Origin of the sequence: Thiomicrorhabdus sp. 6S3-12, assembly GCF_017571475.1 — a bacterium.
In the GTDB taxonomy this organism is placed as follows: Bacteria; Pseudomonadota; Gammaproteobacteria; order Thiomicrospirales; family Thiomicrospiraceae; genus Thiomicrorhabdus.
The window spans coordinates 57,638-77,711 of sequence record NZ_JAGETW010000007.1 but is presented as its reverse complement, the minus strand read 5'-3'; the positions used below and the strand labels follow the sequence as shown (position 1 = coordinate 77,711).

Sequence of the window (20,074 nt, the reverse complement as noted above, 5' to 3'; positions counted from 1 at the left end):
AATCGGTTACACACTAAGAAAAAGCACTTAAAAACAGTTTCTTAGCCGTAAGCATTCAATTGCCACCAATAAATTATTTTTGTGCAATTAAATTGGTGAATTTGATATTATTAGCGGCTACTGATATTTTGGGCTTGTGCTTAATTCGAACAAAGCACAGCAGAGCAGATAACAACCGGAGTTAATACCATGGGAATCAGCATTTGGCAGCTACTTATTATCCTTGCCATCGTTTTAGTTTTATTCGGTGCTAAGCGTCTTCGCAACGTCGGCAGCGACCTTGGCGGTGCGATCAAAGGCTTCAAGTCCGCTATGAAAGACGAAGAAGCTAAAAAAGACGAAAAGGCTGACGCTGATAAGCTGGAAAAGAAAGACGACGAAAACGTCTTTACCGTATCAGCCGAAGAAAAGAAAGCTGAAGACAAAAAAGACAAAGCTTAAACTGTCGTTGCCAACCCAGTCGTTGGCCGCAGTTTGCAACAGGTGGAATAGGCTAGGTGTAACCAACCATGTTTGATATTGGCTTTCTTGAACTTCTCATGATTATGATCATCGCTCTGATCGTCATCGGTCCAGAGCGTATGCCTGAAGTTGCCCGAAAACTGGGAAGTTTTATGGGCAAGACCCGTCGTTTCATCGAATCGGTCAAACAGGAAAATCATGTTCAGGAAACCATTAACGACTTTAAACAGTCGGTCAACCTGGAAGCGGAAAAAGAGAAACTCGATAATCTGCATAACGACCTTCAGGAAAGCCTGAATGTCGGTATCGAACAATCCAAAGTGGATGACTTCAATCTGGATGAGTTCGAACGCCCTTTCGGTGGCAGTAACGACAGCGGAAGCTCTTTCAACCGCGCACCGTCACAGCCAAAAGTTCCGGGTGCAACAAGCGAAGATAATAATGTGGCCGCGCAGTCAAGCAGCGACGCACAGAATACCGAAAGCCGCCCTCAGGCTGCGGAAGAAGCAACAAAGCCGACTTCCAGCACACCGGCATCTTCGTCACCGGCATCCTCAACCGCCAGCAGTGAAAATTCGACCACGCCAGTGGCTTCTGACTCTAGCAAAAGTTAAACACATCTATGAGCGAATCGGCGCTACCACCTAATGATAAAGAGATGACACTGGTTCAGCATCTGCTGGATCTGAAGAGCAGTCTGACTCGCGGCATTCTTGCGATTCTGGTCTTTTTCCTGTGTCTGTTTCCTTTTGCGAATGAGATTTATACCTACATCGCAGATCCGCTGACGCGCTATCTACCGCAAGATACCAGCATGATCGCAACGGCGGTTGCCTCGCCTTTCCTGACACCGTTCAAGTTAAGCTTCGTTCTGGCGATCTATCTGGCGATGCCCTTCCTGCTTTATCAGCTATGGCGTTTTATTGCGCCGGCTCTATACAGTCATGAAAAACAGCTGGTCGCTCCGATCCTGTTTTTCAGCTCTTTCCTGTTCTATGCCGGCGGCGCCTTCGCGTTCTATGTTGTCTTCCCGCTGGTATTCGGCTTCTTATCGACCACAGCACCTGAAGGGGTAACGGTCGCAACGGATATCGCCGCCTACCTGGATTTCGTCATTAAGATGTTCTTCGCCTTCGGTATGGCCTTTGAAGTTCCGGTGGTAACGGTCCTGCTGATACTGACCGGAATGGTCAGAGCGGAAAAACTCAGTCACGCCAGACCTTATATTATTGTCGGCGCATTCGTTATCGGTATGCTTCTTACACCGCCGGACATTATTTCGCAAACGTTGCTGGCCGTCCCTATGTGGCTTCTGTTCGAGCTCGGCTTGCTGGTCGGCGCCTATGTCGTTAAGAAACGCGTGCAAAACAGCGAGGAAGAGGACGACGAAGAGATCTACCATAACGAAGACGACTACAATGCCGCTCAGGCGAAAAAGTCAGCAGCGGAACAGAATTCCAACACCAAGGATAGCGCAACGGCTAAAAAAGCATCTGACGAGCCGGAGATTGAATTCGATGATCGCTATGCCGACCAGGTTGACGATGATCTGGACTGGGATGACGAGTTCGACCGCATCGATTCTGAAATGCAGAAGCTGGAACGCGAGTATGACGAGCGTACCAAGAAAAAACAGGATTCAGATAAACCGGAAAGCACAAACTCGCCGAAACCAGATGCTCAGGACAAAGAGCCGCAGGAGTCAGCAAGTGAGACAGGCGATCAGTCGAAAAACGAACCGTCAGATACAACGGATAGCAAAAAGCCTTAAGTCGCCATTTCAAAACGCCCGCTACATCTCTGCGGGCGTTTTTGCATTTAGCGCTCTGCTGTTTTTGTCACCTTGCAAGGCTCAACCAACCGCTTCTCCTCTTGCACAGCACCCCAGTCTGTATCTGGCCATGCATGCCAAAGACCCGGTAAACTGGATGCTCTGGCACAAAAACGCCCTGCAACTTGCTCAGCGAAAAAACCAACTCATCCTGCTCTCCAGCGGTTATTTCTCCTGCCACTGGTGTCATGTCATGCAACAAGAGGTTTATCAAAACCCAATAACCGCCCAGTTACTCAACGATAGATTCATCAGCATTAAAGTGGACCGGGAACTGAACCCGCAACTCGATAGCCAGATGCTTGAATTTGCCCGAAAATACCACGGTTCGGCCGGCTGGCCGCAGCACCTGATTCTAACACCCGACGGTTTGCCCTTTGCCGCCTTCACCTATCTGCCGAATGCAAAACTGCAAAAGTTACTCACGACTGTGGATAACTTGTGGAAAGAATATCCGGACAAAATTCGTAAACTGGCGAATTCCGCCATTCCCGATACAAATCAAACTGTTACAGAGTGGAATCCGCCCCGATTCCGTGAGGCACTTTATCAACAGCTTAGCGGCCGTATAGACGAGTTCAGCGGCGGTTTGAGCGGCAGTAACAAATTCCCGGAAAGTCCGTTACTGCTGGCGCTCATCTGTGAGGAATCACTTCCCGGAGTGATCGAAGATTGGTTGATTCTGAGCTTGCAGAAAATGGCCGACGAACACCTTTTCGACCACCTTTACGGCGGATTTTTCCGTTATACCATCGACCCAGAGTGGCAAATACCGCATTTTGAAAAGATGCTGTACGACAATGCCCAACTGCTGCAGCTCTACCTGCTTGCAGATTTACGCTGGCCGAATCACGGATTTGCCGCTGTTGCCGAAGCCACCCTGCGCTATCTGCGCGAAACGCTGTATGCACCGCAACTCAAACTCTATCTTGGCAGCCAATCGGCTATCGATTCCGAAGGACGTGAAGGAGGAGGCTACCTGTTCAGCAAAACGCAACTTGTCGGAATTCTTCCTGAAAACGCTTTGCGACAGGTGCAAACGGAATGGTTTGCGTTTCCGGAAACCTTTGAATCCGGCTATTTGATTAAGCCGACCTCAAAGAACTGGAAAGCCATCAAAAACAGATTGCTCCAGAAGCGCCCGAAAGCCGACATGCCAATTGACAGTAAAGCCATAACCGGCTGGAATGCCTTGCTGTTACAAGCGCTGGTGACGGCCGAAATATGGCGTTCGCAACAAACAAGTCTTGCCGCCACGCCACATCTGGCAAAATCGTCCGAATACGCGCAGGAACTGGCAACCGAGTTATTGGTTTTAAGCCGACGACAGCAGATACCACGCGCTTTAACCGCCCCTGAGACGACTCAGGCGCTTGAGGGCGAAGCAACTCTGTCCGATCTCAGTTTTCTATGGGATGCGCTTAAGGCTTGGAAAAAACGGCAGCGGATCGATCTCGATCTCTCCGCTCTGAAACAGCAAGTGAAGGAATTTAAAACCCGTAGCGGCTGGGAAGCTTCTCGCCAGCTCCGCCTCTATCCACAATCACATTACGTCTTTAAGGATGACGCGGTGCCCGGCGCCAGCGTCAAACTGGGCTGCGACTTTGCGAAAATAAAAATCGACCGTGAGGATTTTTATCAGGATCCCATGCACTACGCCTCATATCTGCTTGTGGATAAATGCCGCTAAGGGTTTTGTTTTCTTTTACAATGGGCCTGAATTAATGCAAGAGAACGCTGTTAGAGGAAGCAATGGGCTTTTTGATTATCGCTTTTATTCTGCTGTTTACCATCACCACTCTGCCGAATATCTGGACCAAATACATTCTCAACAAACATCGTACACCGCACCCGGATATCCCCGGCACGGGTCTGCAATTTGCCGAACATTTGCGGGATAAGTTTCATCTGGATATTCAGATTGAAGAAACCGATCAGGGGGATCACTATGACCCGATCGCTAAAGCGGTACGCATCTCTTCCGCCAACGCACACTCCAACTCCTTGACCGCGATTACCACCGTCGCGCATGAAATCGGTCACGCCCTGCAAGACAGAGATGATTACCAACCACTCAAACAGAGAACCGCGCTGGTGGAAAGAGCCGCGATCATGCAGAAATTTGCCGGTTTTGCACTGATGGCAACACCGGTTCTGATTCCGTTAATGCACACACCGATGGTCGGGCTGATCACTTTCGGAGCCGGCTTTATCGCCATGGGGGTTCCAGTCATTATCCATCTGAGTACTTTACCGGTGGAGTTTGACGCAAGTTTTGCCCGCGCCCTGCCGTTGTTGAAAGAGGGGCAATACTTGGATAAGAAAGACCAGAGAAGCGCCAAGAAAATTCTTTTTGCCTGCGCCATGACCTATGTCGCCGCCTCGCTTTCCAGCCTTTTCAACTTATGGAAGTGGCTCAAAGCGCTGAAACGTTAATCCTTCGCTTCGGCAGAAACACCGTTTTCCAACTGTACCGTCACATGATGAATTTTATGCTCGTGGTGCAGGTAATCTTTAATTTCGGCCAACGTCTGTTCATTGATATGCGTCGTATCGGTTCGGGCGTGCAGGGTCATCATGACCTGATCTTCGGCAATCGCCCAGATATGAATGTGATACACCTCTCTGAGGTAATCGAAACGCGCTTCGAGGTCTTGCTTGATCGCGGAGATTTCATAGCCGGCCGGAACGCCCTCGAGCAGAATATGCGCAGACTCGCGCGTCAGACGGTAGGCGCCGATGCCGATAATCGTCGCCATTAAAATGGAGAGAATCGGATCGATCGGCGTCCAGCCGGTGTAGTAGATCAGGATCGCCCCCAGAATGACCGCTACCGATCCCAGAGTATCGCCCAAAAAGTGTAGCGTCGCACCGCGCATATTCATATTATGCTGATCCCCGGAATGCAGAATCCAGAACACCACTAGATTATTCAGCAACCCGATTACCGCGATCACGAACATCTCTTTGCCCATAATCTCCTGCGGTTGAATAAAACGTTCAATCGCCATAAAAATGATTCCGCCGACAATCAACAGTAATGTAAAACCATTGACGAAAGCGGTCAGAATCTGAAAGCGCTGATAACCGAAAGTCATGCACTCGTTGGCTGGGCGTCGCGCAATATGAAAGCCCCACCAGGCAATGGCCAGAGCCATGGCATCGGTGAGCATATGCACTCCGTCGGCGACCAGAGCAATGGAATTAACCCATAAACCACCGATAATCTCCACCAACATATAACTGGCGGTGATGATCGCTGCAATCATGATCTTTTTCTGGCTGCGGCCGCTGTGCTCGGCGATATGGTTGTGTTGCCCGCCAAAAGACTCGCTACCGACGGAATGATGGTGACTGTGCATTGACTACTCCCAGCCTGAAATTATGATGATTCGGTTTTTGCAATGACCCAAGCCGCAATAAACTCGGCGTCACTCTGCTGTTTAAGCTGTTTGGCCAGAGATTGAATCGTTGCTCCTGTGGTCATCACATCGTCCATTATGGCCAAGCGTTTAAGGCCGTTTAATTTCTGTGCATCAACCTCAAACGCCCGGCGCAGATTACGCTTGCGTTCAGTGACATCCAGATGCGTCTGTGACGGCGTATTTTTGACTCTGCGCACCGCATTGCGAACAACCGGCAAGCCCAAGCGTCCGGCCACGATACGAGCCAAAAGCTCCGCCTGATTATAGCCTCTTTCACGACGTCGCAAAGGGTGAACCGGTACCGGAACAATCGCTTCGATACGCGAACTCGATAATTGCGCCACCATCTCTTCAAGGTACAGTTCAGCAAGCAGACGGGCATTTGCCGTCTGCCGATGATATTTCAAATCATGGATCAATTCGACGATAGGAGGACGATAAAAGAAGGCAACTTGCGTTGAATCAAATGCCGGAGGGGACTTCAGGCAATGCCCGCAAATTCGGCCGTCAGGAGAAACACCGGCACAAACGGGACAGATCGAATGTACTCTGGGAAGCCGGCTGCGTTCCTCTGCGGACAAATCCAAACCGTCTCCCACGACGTTGCTCAAAACCGATTTCGGCGGGATCAGCCAGGCTTCTAACCAGTGCATATCTGTATCAAGACTCAATACTGCTTACATATTATTAAGCTATAATACTCCCACTATCGAATATTTAAACAGTTATAAGCACGGAATTTGGATTATGTTAGACGCCGCTCTGGAACAAAAAATCGGTCAGGTTCGTCACGATTGGACGCTGGAAGAGATTCGAGCCATTATGGATCAGCCTTTCAATGATCTGATGTTTCAGGCTCAAACCGTTCATCGCGCCAACTTCAACGCCAACGAAGTTCAGACCAGCACACTGGTCAACATTAAATCCGGCGGCTGTGCCGAAGACTGTTCTTACTGCTCGCAAAGCTCCCGTTACGATACCGGTCTGGAAAAAGAGAAAATGATGGCCGTTCAGGAAGTCGTCGATAAAGCGCTGGCCGCCAAGGAAAAAGGCGCGACCCGTCTGTGCATGGGTGCCGCCTGGCGTAATCCGAACAAGAAAGACTTCCCGATCGTTCTCGACATGGTCAAAATGGTTAAAGGGCTAGGCATGGAAACCTGCCTGACGCTGGGAATGCTCGACGAAGATCAGGTTCAGCAGCTTAAGGACGCCGGACTGGATTACTATAACCACAATCTTGATACCTCCGAAGCCTACTATCCGAAAGTCATTACCACCCGTACTTTCCAAGATCGTCTGGACACTATCGACAAGGTGCAAAAAGCGGGTATCAATGTATGTTCCGGCGGTATTATCGGCATGGGTGAGGCGCATAAAGACCGCGCCGAACTGTTGAGAACCTTTGCCAATATGCACCACCACCCGAGTTCGGTACCGATCAACCTGCTGGTTCCGGTTGAAGGCACGCCTCTGGAGCATATGCGCGGCAAAACCGATTCTTTCGAATTTATCCGCGTTATCGCAACGGCGCGTATTCTGATGCCGCATTCTTACGTGCGCCTGTCTGCAGGACGAATGGAACTGACCGACGAAGCCCAGGCTCTGTGCTTCCTTGGCGGCGCCAACTCGATTTTCTACGGCGACAAACTGCTGACTACCGACAACCCGGAATCGGATCACGACGCTGAACTGTTTGCCAAACTCGGCATCAATATGCAGGCCGATCGATCAGCAATCAAATCCGACGAAAAATCCGCCTGATTCCAATATGGCGATAGAGACAATTCAACAGCGTTTTTCCGACAGACTGAAAACACGCCGTAGCGAACACCTCTATCGCCAAAGACCTCTCGCTTTCGGTCCTCAGCAACCGCAGATGCAAATCAACGGCCTCCGTTGCATCAATTTCTGTTCCAACGACTATCTGGGACTGGCCAATCACCCACAAATCAAACAACGCCTGATCGCCGCTCTGCAGAGCGACGATATCAGCTATGGTTCCGGTGCCGCCCACTTGGTCACAGGACACCACCTTGAACACCATCTTCTGGAAGATGAACTGGCCGACTGGCTTGGTGTCGAACGCGTGCTGCTGTTTTCGACCGGTTTTATGGCCAATCTGGCCGTGCTGCAGACTTTCGCGCAAAAAGGCGATCTGATTCTTGGCGACAAACTCAATCACGCCTCATTGGTTGACGGCGCTCTGCACTCGGAAGCCGAATTCAAGCGTTACCCGCATGGCGACATGGCAGCACTGGAAAAGCGCCTGCAACAAGCACAAGCTAAAGAACAGCAAACACTGATTGTCACCGACGGGGTTTTCAGCATGGATGGCGATCTGGCTCCTCTGCCGAAGATTCAGGAACTGGCTCGAAAATATCACGCCTGGCTGATTATCGACGATGCCCACGGTTTTGGCGTTCTTGGCCAAGAAGGCAAAGGAACGCTTAATCACTTCAATCTCGAGACCGACGCCGACACTTTACAGATCGGCACGCTGGGTAAAGCATTCGGCTGCAGCGGCGCCTTTGTCGCCGGCAGCGAAACCGCCATTGAAACCCTTATTCAGTTTGCCCGCCCGTACATCTACACAACGGCCAGTCCGCAGCTGAACGCGGTTGCGGTACGCCAGGCATTACGACTGGTTAAGAGCGGCGACAAAGAGCGCCATCATCTGCAAAATCTGATTCAACAATTCCGTCGAGGCGCGCAGCGAATCGGCCTGAAACTGTGGCAGTCGCCGACGGCGATTCAACCGGTCATGCTCGGTGCCAGTGAAACAGCTCTGAGATGGTCGGAGGCATTAAAGCAAAAAGGCTTCTGGGTCGCCGCCATTCGGCCGCCGACCGTCCCGCAAAATCAGGCCCGTCTGCGAATCACCTTCAGTGCCGCACATACAGCCGAAGAGGTCGACGCTCTGCTCCAAGCATTGGCTGAAATCCATCGTCAAGAGTCCTCCCACGACGCTTAATTCCCTTAATAGCTGTAGGCTAAATGGTTATTTTTATATAAAATCAATTCTAAAACAGCCAGACAGGTGCAGCATGCGTTCCCAAACAGTCACCACCCTGATACTGCTTATCAGCAGTTTACTCGTCAGTTCCTGCAGTAATAACCCCAGCCGCCAAGCGCAGCTTGACGATTTCCTAAGTGATTCGGACCACCTGATTGTCTACTATGCACAGCCGATCAGTCTTGATACCCAATTATCCGACTTTAAAATGGATGCGGTCACATTAAAGCTTCGTCAGGCGTACCACGCCGAAGAAGAAAACCTGCGCACTATCGAAGCAATTAATCAGGAAATTCCGGCATTCGAAGATGGAACCGTGATCCGCAAAAAAGACTGGCCGATATTAAGAGAAAAAGAGTTTGCTCCGGAAACGCTGGTTTGGTTTGTTGACCTGCGGGCGCAGGCGAACTATTCGCGCTTCCCGCTTAAGCTGGACCATTTTCGCATTACCTACACCCTATCGGCCAAAGTTCTGCCTCTCAGCCAGTTTCTGGCCGGCAATGCCACTCTATCGATGAGCACGACCTTGTGGCAGAACGTCTGTCAGTTCAAGGCGGAAAACGGTCAATTCTACTCGGTACAGGACTGGACTAAAAACCGCGCCGAACGCCTGCAGAACAGCCTGCAGAAGATGCGTCAGACCTGCATTCAAAAACTGCAAGAGGCTCTGTAACACTCCGCTGCAGAAAAATGCACCAAGCCAACCACAAAACAGCACCTTTTCAGGGCGTGCGCACCTATGAAGCGGCAAGACACTTGTAAAAAACCGCTCAAATTAACCATAAACGACTGTTTTACAAGTGTTTTTTGTTATTTGCACATCTATTGGTTTAAATCTGTGTAAAAACCCTAGATGAGGCTCTGATTATGCTCGAATACCTCAAAGACTACCCGGCCGACGATTACTTTGATGAAGCCGTGGCTGAAAACAACACTCCCCGTACTGCAGCCAAACCGCTACTCAAACAATTCGAAAATACGCCTTTCAACTCGCTTCAAGAGATGCAGAGCAGTGCTGAAGTCGCTATCGCCAATATGGGAATCTCCTTTACCGTCTACAGTGACAAAGGCAATATCGACCGCCTGTGGCCTTTCGACGTGTTTCCAAGAACCTTATGCAGTCAGGAATGGAAACAGATCAGCGATGGCCTCAAACAACGCCTGAAAGCGCTGAACCGTTTTATCGAAGACGTCTATAACGAACGTCAGATATTCCAGGCCGGAATTATGCCCGAAGCGATCATCACCTCCTCGAAGGACTTTCGACCTGAATGTTGTGGAATGAAACTAAAACACAATTCCTGGGCATCTATCTGCGGCTCGGATCTGGTACGAGATGTGACGGGCAAAATCTATGTTCTGGAAGATAATCTGCGCGTTCCGTCCGGAGTCTCTTACATGCTCGAGAACCGGGCGGTTATGAAACAGGTCATGCCTGAGGTTTTCAACGACATGAACATTCTTCCGGTCGACCAATACCCGATGCAATTGCTGTCGATGCTGCGCTCTCTATGTCCTTACAAAACCGATAACCCGGAAGTGGTCGTGCTTACGCCGGGAATATTTAATTCGGCCTACTACGAACACGCCTATCTGGCACATGAAATGGGGGCTGAACTGGTCGAAGGCTCTGATCTGGTGGTTCTTGAAGATAATTGCGTGTATATGCGCAATATCGAAGGGCTTAAGCGTGTCGATGTCATTTACCGCCGTATCGATGACGCCTTTCTGGATCCGGAAGTCTTCCGCGAAGATTCCACTCTGGGCGTTCCTGGCCTGATGCGCGCATGGAAAGCAGGCAAGGTCGCCATTGCCAACGCACCAGGCTGCGGCGTCGCCGACGATAAGGTTGTCTATGCGTATGTGCCGGACATGATCCGCTTTTACCTCGACGAAGAACCTTTGATTGAAAATGTTCCTACCTACCTGTGCAGCCGAGAAGAGGAACGTAACTATGTTCTTGAACACTTGCAGGAATTGGTTGTCAAACCGGCCAACGAATCTGGCGGCTACGGCCTTTTAATTGGCCCAAAAGCCAGCGCGGAAGAGATTGAGACTTTCCGGCAGCTGATTCAGGAAAACCCGAGAAACTATATTGCCCAACCGACTTTGAATATCTCCACCGTGCCGACCGTATGCGACCAGAGCCTGGAGCCGCGACATGTCGATCTGCGCCCGTTTATTCTACTGGGCGAAAAATCTTATGTGACTGCCGGCGGTCTGACGCGAGTCGCGTTGAAAAAAGGCTCTCTGGTGGTCAATTCATCTCAGGGAGGCGGTTCCAAAGACACTTGGATCGTCGTGACAGAGGAGGAAAACTAATGCTTTCAAAAGTCGCCGAACGCGTATACTGGCTGGCCCGATATATCGAACGTGTCGAAAACACGGCCCGTCTGGCCAAAGTCCACTCGCAACTGATGCTGGATCTGCCTAAATCCGTCAAACTCAGCTGGTATGGTCTGGTTCAGATCACCAGCAACGAAGATTATTTTGCTCTGCATTACGACAGCCGAAGCGAACAGAACTGCATGAAGATGCTTCTGAGTGACCGTAACAATCCGGCATCGCTGATCTCTTCTCTCTGGTGGGCCAGAGAAAATATTCGTACCACCCGCGATATTCTGCCGCGCGAAGCCTGGATTCACATCAATGAGCTGTATGTTATGGTCAAAAACCATCAGGAGGACTTCGCCACCCGCACCAAACGCAACGAACTGCTGTCGAAAATCATCCGCTCCTGCCAGGCATATACCGGCATGCTTGAAGGAACTATGAGTCATAACGAAACCTATCGTTTCCTGAAGCTCGGAATGCTCATCGAACGCGCCGACATGACCACACGCTTAATTGACGAAGGCGGTCTTTTCGTGGCGCAGGAAGTGTTTGAAAATGATGATGAGTCCTATTTTGACGCCATACTGTGGGCGAATCTTTTGCGTTCGATCAATGCCTACTTTATGTACCGCCAGCAGTATCAAACCGAAATATCCGGTCAGGAAGTATTACAATTCCTGACTCAGGACGAAGAGTTTGCCCGCTCCATTAGTTACTGTCTTAACGAAATGTGCTGGTTTATGCGCAAACTTCCAAACCCAGAACCGATGCAGAATGCGCTAAAATCTCTGCAACAGAAAATCAGCGCCGAACAGAAATTAATCATAGGAAGCAATGAACTCCATAATCACCTTGACTGGATACAGAAAGAACTGTCGCAAATCAACCGGCTTCTGTACAGCACCTGGTTCAATCCCAAACAGGTCGCCTGACCCCGTATGAAACGATTCTATTGCATATGCGGAGAGGAAGTTTTCTTTTACGATCACGTCTGCAAAAACTGCGGGCGCGATCTTGCCTATGATCCTCAGATAGGAACCATGTGGAGCGGTGAGCTTGTGCAAAACCGCTTTATCGCTCATAGCGGCAATAAAAAGCAATCGCTTGACTTCACAGTCTGCGAGCATCGCTCCGCCGATGTCGGCTGCAACTGGCTGCTGTCCAATACCGACAGTAACTGTCAATGCATTGCCTGCCGAACAACCCGCACGATTCCGGATCAGAGCTATGAGAAAAACCTCAACCGCTGGTTTCATCTGGAACGTTGCAAACGTCAGCTGTTTCAGACGCTTATCGCCCTTAGGCTTATTGACGCGCGCCGTCCGGAACAGATCGCCAATTTACAGTTCGATTTCCTTGAAGATAAGCGCAGTAATCCGAATATCGACATCGAGCATGTTCTGACCGGGCATTCGGACGGGCTGATCACTCTCAATGCTGCCGAGGCTGACGAAGGCTTTCTGCACACCATGAAAGAACAGATGCAGGAACGCTATCGAACGCTGCTGGGCCACTTCCGTCATGAAATAGGCCACTACTTCTGGGGCACGCTGTTTGCAACCGACGATCAGAAAATGAAATTTCGCGAAGTTTTCGGCGACGAGCGAGAAGATTACAACGAAGCGCTGGAACGCTATTACCAGCAAGGCAAACAAAACCATTGGCGAGGCCGCTACATCACCCCCTATGCAAGCAGTCATCCGCATGAGGACTGGGCTGAAACCTGGTCACACTATCTGCATATAGTCGACACCTTGCAAACAGCACAGAGTTACGGACTGAGCGCTTACGACCCTCAAGAACACAACTTCGATCACTGGTTCTCGGAATGGCATAGAGTCACGCAGGTAATGAATGCACTTAATCGAAGCATGGGGGTCTCCGACCCCTATCCGTTTAAGGTATCGGATATCGTACAAGGCAAACTGCGCTTTATAGACGAAACCATTGCCGCCTATGTGGCATCGATCAAAACATCTCCAGAATAAACTGGACAAGTAAAAGCTTTGTCGCTACGGTGACCGAAAGCAAATTTTATAACGACTCTCTAATTCGCGGAGCATATCTATGCAGACGATAAACCAACTGCTCGCCACCGCCAGCGGATGGGCCTGGGGCCCGGTCATGCTGACCCTGCTTTTAGGCACAGGAATTTACCTCTCATTCAGACTCGGTTTTTTGCCTTTACGCAATCTCGGCAAGGCATTCAAGATGCTGTGGCGCGGGCGTCATTCGGATAAAGCCGGAGATATCCCGCCGATGAGTGCTCTCTTTACCGCGTTGGCCGCTACAGTCGGCACGGGAAATATCGCCGGCGTCGCAGCAGCACTGTTTATCGGCGGCCCGGGTGCGATTTTCTGGATGTGGATTACCGCTCTGATCGGAATGGCGACGAAGTATTCCGAAGCGGTTCTCGCCGTTCATTACCGTGAAACCGACGAAGACGGGCGTTACGTCGGCGGGCCGATGTATTACATTAAAAACGGCATGGGCGACAAGTGGAAACCTCTGGCTTTCGCTTTTGCACTTTTCGGCACCATCGCCGCCTTCGGCATCGGTAACATGGTTCAGGCAAACGCCGTCGCCGGCGCCATGCAAAGTGCCTTTTCAATCGACAATCAATACACCGGCCTGGCTCTAATGGCGTTAATCGGTCTGGTTATCTTCGGCGGCGTCAAGCGAATCGCACACGTCGCTACGGCACTGGTTCCTTTAATGGCCGCTCTGTATGTCGGCGTTTCACTATGGATTCTGGCGCTGCATTTGGACGCTCTGCCGACGGCTGTCAGCACCATTGTCGGCAATGCCTTCACTGGAACGGCTGCAGCCGGCGGCTTTGCCGGGGCCAGCATCATTCTGGCAATCCAGTTCGGTATTGCCCGCGGAGTATTCTCCAATGAAGCGGGCCTCGGCTCCGCACCGATCGCACACGCCGCTGCTCAGACGGACAATCCGGTACGACAGGGGCATATCGCCATGCTTGGAACCTTCATCGACACTATTATCATCTGCACCATGACCGCGCTGGTAATTATGGTCACTGGCGTCTGGACCAGCGGTGAAACCGGTTCCGTCCTAACCTCCATGGCTTACAGTCAGGGTATCGGATCCGATTTAGGCGCGATGCTGGTCGCCGTCAGCTTGGCAGTTTTTGCTTTCACAACATTGCTCGGCTGGAGCTACTATGGCGAACGTTGTGCCGAGTATCTGAGCAATACGCGAATTATTACGCCCTACCGCATACTGTGGATTATCGCCATCTTTGCCGGTGCCGCACTGTCGGATTACTTCAATACCGTGCTGATTTTGGCAGATCTTCTTAACGCTCTGATGGCTATTCCGAACCTGATCGCCCTGCTGGTGTTGTCTCCGATCGTTGTACAGCTGACAAAAGCACACTTCCACACAGAAAAACCACAGCGCCGGTAAACGCCTTCTCTCCCAGTGCGTCTCTGCGAGGCGCACTCTTTGTCGATTTAGCCGCTGACGGCGCTTGACCTTTATGGCAGAAAGCCAGAAGATAAAGGTTTCTCAGGTATCGTCTCAAAGCTTTTTTATGCGCGAACTCTTTGCTGTTTTTAAAACCCATCCCTGGATAAGCGGGCTGATCATTTTTCTGGCTCTGTTTATTCCCATCCTGCCCATCGCTGTGCAATACGGGGCGATCTACGCCTTGGAAAAACAGACAAGCCAAAAAGTCTCTATCGGCAATGTCGACATCAATCTTTTTAACGGAAAAATTGCTGTTTATAACATTAAGCTGCAAAACGAAACTGAAACAACAAAAATCAAAGCTTTTGAGGCCGACTTACGCCTAAGCAAACTGCTTGAAAAACGCCTGCAGTTTGCCGAAATCAAATTGATCGGAACTCAGTTGCCGGTTGAAATTATTCAGGACGGCGATCAACAGAGTTATCGAATCGCCGGCATTCCTTTACCGCAAAGCAACTCGGACGATCAGCAAGATACAGCAGCGGCCGTCGATTTCGGCGTCGATCGTTTGACCGTCAGCAATTTCCAGTTAAACCTGATTCAGCAAGAGAAAAAACAGCTCTATCAGATCCGCTCTTTGACGCTTGATGAACTCTACTCATGGGATAAAGACTTCGCTCGCCTGAAACTCAATAGCGCCCTGAATCAGCATAAAATCAACGCCAACCTGCAGCTCCACCTGTTCAGCGAAATTCCCAAACTGGTCGGAACACTCAAAGTACAAGAATTAAACTTGGCCGACATTCAAAACTGGCTGCCTTTTACCGCCTCCGGCCAATTGGACGGCGAACTGACTTTCACTCTGGAACAGCGTCAAAATGGATTGACCTTATATCAGTACAGCGAAATCAACATGCAGCAGGCCGAACTGCAAATTGAAGAGCAGAATATCGCCGGCGAGAACCTGCATTGGAAAGGTGATGTCCACTATTTCCACGGAGACATTCAAGGCGTCAAGATAGACGGTAAAATCGAGGGGAATGCACTCAGCTTCAAACAGGAATCTGTCGATGGAAGTCTGCAAGTGGACAGCAATTTTACCGCGGACATCCATCTTGCAGGCCAGTTAAACCACGACACCAAAATTCGTCAGTCGGGTCAAGTGACGCTTACCGATCTGACAATCAAACAGACTGCAAAGGCAGAGCAGCAAACAACCGCAACTGACATCAATTACCCGAAACTCGCCTATAACGGCGATATCGAATGGTTTATGGACAGCATGAAACTGCGACTGGACGGTCATCTCAAAGGCGAAAAACTGAAACTCGGCCAAGATCATGAATTTGCCGACAAAAGCGCTCAGAAGCTGACTGTATCACTACCGCTTTTCGACTTCAAAGGCCAGCAAGAGGTACATATTGCCGACAACCTGAAACTGTCTACGACCGGATCTCTTAATCTGGACAACCTCGCCATCCAGCAGAGCGAGTTCAATGTTTCACGTGAAAAGGTAAACGAACTAAAGGTGCGCAATCAGCTCCAGGCGACGCTTAACCTTAACGCAGAGCTGGATGATGCAGGCCAGACATTGCAACAAAACGGCAGTATCAAACTTCGCCAGCTGAATCTTGAACAAAACAACAACCGCGTGCAAACTCCGCAAATCAATTGGAATGGAAAAATTGCGCTAAGTGCTACAGATAGCCAGCAGAAATTGGAAATCAAAGGAAAGCTCAAGGCTCAGAGTTTAGCCGTTAACTCCGAACAGGCGCAGATAAACAACAGCGTGAATGCGGACTTGAATCTCAAGCTGAACAATTCCCAAGAAGCTTTGCAGCTTCAGCAGCAGGGAAGCATTCAAATCTCCGACCTGTCTCTTAAACAGACTGGCCTGATTCAACAGGCCGCCGAGGCAATCTATCAAGGCAATGTCGACTATCAATTAAGCAAAAGCAACGCAGCGGAACAGGCGGCACTGCAGCATTTAATGCTGAACGGAAAGTTTAAACTCACCGACTCCCAGACACAGATCCCGCAATCTGAAACATCGGACGCGATGGAGATTGCGCACAATCTGGATAGCGACTTTACTCTTAACCTTGAAATGAACGCCCAAAACACGCTCGTTGATTATCAGGGAAAAGGTACCATCCAAGCCCTGAAACTGAATCAAGGAAAGCAAATCAGCACGATAGAACGTCTCAACTGGCAAGGGAACACTCTGCTTGACCAGACGGTGAGTGAAGCAAATCCAGCCGTGCAGTTAAGCGGAAAGCTCAAACTTAACGCCGAACGAATTCGCCTGGGAGACTCCCGCCTAATGCCGCGCAAACCGGCAATCAGCATTCAGAATCTGGACTTAAAACAATTAACACTTACTTCTCTTGAACAGTTTTCGCTGCGAAATCTGGATATCCGCAATATCCAATTGCAAGGCTACCAAAACGCGCAAAAGGTGCCGTTGAACCGAATTGGCCGCCTGACTCTGGATCAGGCCAAAATCCAGACAACCCCTTCGATTGAGGCCAAACTGGGCAATATCGTTATTAAGGACACTTTGACACAATTAACTCTGGATAAAGAGAAGCAGATTGTGCAGATTTCAGCTCTTAAGAAGGCCTTGGGAATAGAAGCAGCGCAATCCGTTGAATCAACGCAACCGGCAACAGAAAAAACGTCACAACAATCAAGCACACAACTTGCATTCAACTCTCTGCAATTGACAGGTGATAATGCAATTAAGGTCGAACTGCAAAGCGAGCAGAAACCAATCCATAAAGACATTCACCTCGAAGTGTTTGAGATCAGCGCATTTGACAGTCAAAAACCGCAGGATCTTAGTAATTTCCGACTGATCGCAGCAATAGATGAATTCAGCCGCATAGAATCCTCCGGCAAAATCAGCCCTTCAACCTCTCAAATCAGTCTTGACGCGCAAACAAAAATCGACGGTCTGTCGCTGAATGACTTTTCGCCGTTAATCGAAGAAGCCATCGGCTACAAAATCGATAGCGGGCAGCTGTCCGCAACCATCGACAGCCTGATCAAACAGAACAAACTCGACATCAACAACAAAATCAAACTCTACAAATTCAAACTCAGTAGTGCAGATCAAGCCAAGACTGACGAGTTCAATAAAAATTTCAATGTTCCTCTGGAAATAGGACTGGACCTGTTACAGGATAAAAGCGGCAATATCAAATTGGACCTGCCTATCAATGGCGATCTGGAGAACCCGAATTTCAGTATCAGCAGCATTGTTTCCAAAGCGCTGAACGGTGCTCTGGGCAAAGCGACCCGAACCTATCTTCTGCTCGCACTACAGCCATTCGGAGCCATCGCTCTGGTCGGAGAGCTCGCGCTTGACCAGGTCTCCGCTGTCAGACTGCAGCCGGTTACATTCCTTGAAACCAAAGCCAGCCTGAGCGCAGAAATGCAGCAATACCTGCAAAAAGTCGCAACTTTGCTAAAATCCCGCACCAATGTGCAAATCAAACTGTGCGGTGGCGCCAGTGAAAGCGACCGCGCGGCATTGATTGAAATGACTCGCGCCAGTCAAGCCGAACGTCAGAAACAGCAGGACGGCGAGATTATTATCCGTGACGAGCGTCTGCTGGCGTTGGCCAAGCTGAGACAGTCGGTCATTAAACGCTACCTGATCAAACAAGGCGTCAGCACCAATCAGCTGGTTCTATGCCAGCCGAAAATTGATGCCGAAAAGGCCGCGCCGAAAGTCGATCTGGGCATTTAACAACCAAGCGCGGCGCGCTGTCGTCGCGTTCACACCCATAAAACTCAAACAGGAAAAGTCGAAAAATGCTACAGGTTACATCGTTCGGGCAGGGAGAGAACCTGAGTCTGATTCATGGATGGGGTGCTCAAAATGCGATCTGGCAGGAGTGGGCTGAAACCTATCTGGCTTCGAATTTTCGGGTACATTTAATCGAGCTTCCGGGCTTTGGCAACAGCTCTAAAGTGGCCGATCAAGCAAACGACCAACAACTGGCGGCTTCCTGGACAAACGAAATTCTGCAGGCGCTTCCGGAAAAAACGCATCTTCTTGGCTGGTCGCTTGGCGGCCTTCTCGCCCAGCAGATTGCCATTCAGGAACCACAACGCATTGAAAAGCTGATCTGCCTTGCTTCGACTCCGCGTTTTACTCAGAGCGATGACTGGCGATGGGCGGTCTCACCGAAACTGATGGCAGACTTCATGCATTCCATACACGCCGACTCCCTGGCAACACTCAAGAGTTTCTGGGCCTTGCAGATGCAGGGAAGCGATGTTCCGCGCCAACAGATCCGTCAATTCGTCAAACGCATGAACGACTATAAAATGCCTTCACTCGGCGGGCTGACCCAAGGACTTCGCTTGCTTAAATACTTCGATTTTCGGCCACAGGCCGGAGAGATAAAACAACCTATGCTCTGGTTGCTCGGAGAGCATGATCCGTTGATTCCGCAGGAATTTATCAGCGAATTCAGTACAATACAGCCTCAGGCACAGGTACGCATTCTGAGCGGCGCGGCACATACGCCGTTTGTTTCGCATCCGCAAGATACTGCGCAAGCCATCATCTCATTTTTGACTTTAGAATAATTCATGAACAACAACCCCGAACACAACGAACATCTGCTTAAGGTAAACCGCCAGCATCTCAAGCAGCATTTCAGCCACGCTGCGCCCAGCTACGATGATGCCGCCATCCTGCAAAAAACCGTCGCCGAACGCATTGACGAACGTCTGGAACTGACAACCGTGCAAGCACAGAGGATCGCCGATATCGGGGCCGGCACCGGATTGCTGACTGTAAAACTGATGCAACGCTACCCGGAAGCTGAACTGTTCGCCGTAGACCTCTCCGAAGCAATGCTCCATCAGGCAAGATCTCGCCTGATCAAGCCCAAAATGCCAAAGCTAGGCGCAGTTAATCGACTTTTACCGCAAAACCTCGCAAATAAGTGCGGCGCAGTCATGCTCAACGCCGATGCGTTTGCCCTGCCTTTTGCCGATAACAGTCTGGACATGCTGACCAGCAACCTTATGCTTCAATGGTGCGACGACCTTGATGCGGTCTTTGCTGAATTCCGTCGCGTCCTGCGGCCGGATGGATTACTGATGTTCACGACTTTCGGCCCGGACACTCTGAAGGAGTTGCGTCAGGCCTGGAACATGGCGGATACGGAACGCGAACACGTCAATCACTTCATTGATATGCATGATATCGGCGACGCTTTAATCCGCGCCGGATTCGGCCAGCCGGTGATGGATGTCGAGCATTTCACCTTGACCTATGACAAACCGATCGGCGTGATGAAAGATCTCAAGGCGATCGGTGCAACCAATGCCAGCCTTAACCGCAACCGCGGCTTAATGGGCAAGGAACGCTTTCAGGCAATGCTGAATGCCTATGAAACCTTGCGCCGCAATGGCAAAATTCCGGCAACCTACGAGGTCGTTCACGGTCATGCCTGGGCGGCACAGGAACGTTTCAAAGGTCCGGACCGTGATCGCAGCGGTCTGGTCGAGATCAGTCTGGACGAGTTCTCGCGTCAAACACGTAAAGCGCCCTAG

General features: G+C 50.3%; 17 protein-coding genes. 15 read left to right on the top strand and 2 right to left on the bottom strand.

Annotation, left to right across the window (positions count from 1 at the left end; translation table 11 throughout):
* Positions 1-189: 189 nt before the first annotated feature.
* The 5 genes from tatA (at position 190) to J3999_RS09145 (ending at position 4,729) form a co-directional block, all read left to right on the top strand.
* Positions 190-441, top strand: coding sequence for a Sec-independent protein translocase subunit TatA (gene tatA / locus J3999_RS09165; RefSeq protein ID WP_208127599.1), 252 nt, complete (start codon positions 190-192; stop codon positions 439-441).
* 68 nt (positions 442-509) lie between these two features.
* Positions 510-1,076 carry a Sec-independent protein translocase protein TatB gene (tatB, locus tag J3999_RS09160; protein WP_208127598.1) on the top strand — a complete coding sequence of 189 codons (567 nt, stop codon included), beginning with the start codon at positions 510-512 and terminating at the stop codon, positions 1,074-1,076.
* An 8-nt stretch (positions 1,077-1,084) separates the two neighbouring features.
* Positions 1,085-2,233 carry a twin-arginine translocase subunit TatC gene (gene tatC / locus J3999_RS09155; protein ID WP_208127597.1) on the top strand — a complete coding sequence of 383 codons (1,149 nt, stop codon included), beginning with the start codon at positions 1,085-1,087 and terminating at the stop codon, positions 2,231-2,233.
* Complete coding sequence (locus tag J3999_RS09150) at positions 2,172-3,983, top strand: DUF255 domain-containing protein (protein ID WP_208127596.1); 1,812 nt, start codon at positions 2,172-2,174, stop codon at positions 3,981-3,983. Before tatC ends, J3999_RS09150 begins: the two co-directional genes overlap by 62 nt.
* A gap of 62 nt (positions 3,984-4,045) precedes the next feature.
* Entirely contained in the window at positions 4,046-4,729 is a 684-nt protein-coding gene (locus J3999_RS09145) for a zinc metallopeptidase (RefSeq protein WP_208127595.1), read from the top strand.
* Here J3999_RS09145 and J3999_RS09140 read toward each other — a convergent pair.
* Together J3999_RS09140 and J3999_RS09135 are read right to left on the bottom strand one after the other, a co-directional pair.
* Positions 4,726-5,655: a cation diffusion facilitator family transporter gene (locus tag J3999_RS09140; RefSeq protein ID WP_208127594.1), complete on the bottom strand. Its 930-nt coding sequence runs from the start codon at positions 5,653-5,655 to the stop codon at positions 4,726-4,728. The genes J3999_RS09145 and J3999_RS09140 overlap by 4 nt on opposite strands.
* Before the next feature lie 20 nt (positions 5,656-5,675).
* Complete coding sequence (locus J3999_RS09135) at positions 5,676-6,371, bottom strand: ComF family protein (protein WP_208127593.1); 696 nt, start codon at positions 6,369-6,371, stop codon at positions 5,676-5,678.
* 94 nt (positions 6,372-6,465) lie between these two features.
* Between J3999_RS09135 and bioB the strand changes: the two genes are divergently transcribed.
* The 10 genes from bioB to bioC all read left to right on the top strand — a co-directional run bounded on the left by bioB (position 6,466) and on the right by bioC (position 20,074).
* A complete protein-coding gene (gene bioB / locus J3999_RS09130; RefSeq protein ID WP_208127592.1) occupies positions 6,466-7,479 on the top strand; it encodes a biotin synthase BioB in 1,014 nt (337 codons plus the stop codon).
* A gap of 7 nt (positions 7,480-7,486) precedes the next feature.
* Complete coding sequence (gene bioF, locus J3999_RS09125) at positions 7,487-8,689, top strand: 8-amino-7-oxononanoate synthase (RefSeq protein ID WP_208127591.1); 1,203 nt, start codon at positions 7,487-7,489, stop codon at positions 8,687-8,689.
* Between the two features lie 73 nt (positions 8,690-8,762).
* A complete protein-coding gene (locus tag J3999_RS09120) occupies positions 8,763-9,404 on the top strand; it encodes a hypothetical protein (RefSeq protein ID WP_208127590.1) in 642 nt (213 codons plus the stop codon).
* Between the two features lie 194 nt (positions 9,405-9,598).
* The gene (locus J3999_RS09115) at positions 9,599-11,053 is read left to right on the top strand and encodes a circularly permuted type 2 ATP-grasp protein (RefSeq protein ID WP_208127589.1); all 1,455 of its coding nucleotides are present in this window, start codon (positions 9,599-9,601) and stop codon (positions 11,051-11,053) included.
* Complete coding sequence (locus tag J3999_RS09110; RefSeq protein WP_208127588.1) at positions 11,053-11,997, top strand: alpha-E domain-containing protein; 945 nt, start codon at positions 11,053-11,055, stop codon at positions 11,995-11,997. The genes J3999_RS09115 and J3999_RS09110 overlap by 1 nt, the downstream gene beginning before the upstream one ends.
* A gap of 6 nt (positions 11,998-12,003) precedes the next feature.
* On the top strand, positions 12,004-13,053 hold the full coding sequence (locus J3999_RS09105) for a putative zinc-binding metallopeptidase (RefSeq protein ID WP_208127587.1): 1,050 nt from the start codon (positions 12,004-12,006) through the stop codon (positions 13,051-13,053).
* A 79-nt stretch (positions 13,054-13,132) separates the two neighbouring features.
* Complete coding sequence (locus J3999_RS09100; RefSeq protein WP_208127586.1) at positions 13,133-14,494, top strand: sodium:alanine symporter family protein; 1,362 nt, start codon at positions 13,133-13,135, stop codon at positions 14,492-14,494.
* Positions 14,495-14,621: 127 nt separating this feature from the next.
* Positions 14,622-18,251: a DUF748 domain-containing protein gene (locus J3999_RS09095; RefSeq protein ID WP_208127585.1), complete on the top strand. Its 3,630-nt coding sequence runs from the start codon at positions 14,622-14,624 to the stop codon at positions 18,249-18,251.
* 65 nt (positions 18,252-18,316) lie between these two features.
* A complete protein-coding gene (gene bioH, locus J3999_RS09090) occupies positions 18,317-19,099 on the top strand; it encodes a pimeloyl-ACP methyl ester esterase BioH (protein WP_208127584.1) in 783 nt (260 codons plus the stop codon).
* Between the two features lie 3 nt (positions 19,100-19,102).
* The gene (gene bioC, locus J3999_RS09085) at positions 19,103-20,074 is read left to right on the top strand and encodes a malonyl-ACP O-methyltransferase BioC (RefSeq protein ID WP_208127583.1); all 972 of its coding nucleotides are present in this window, start codon (positions 19,103-19,105) and stop codon (positions 20,072-20,074) included.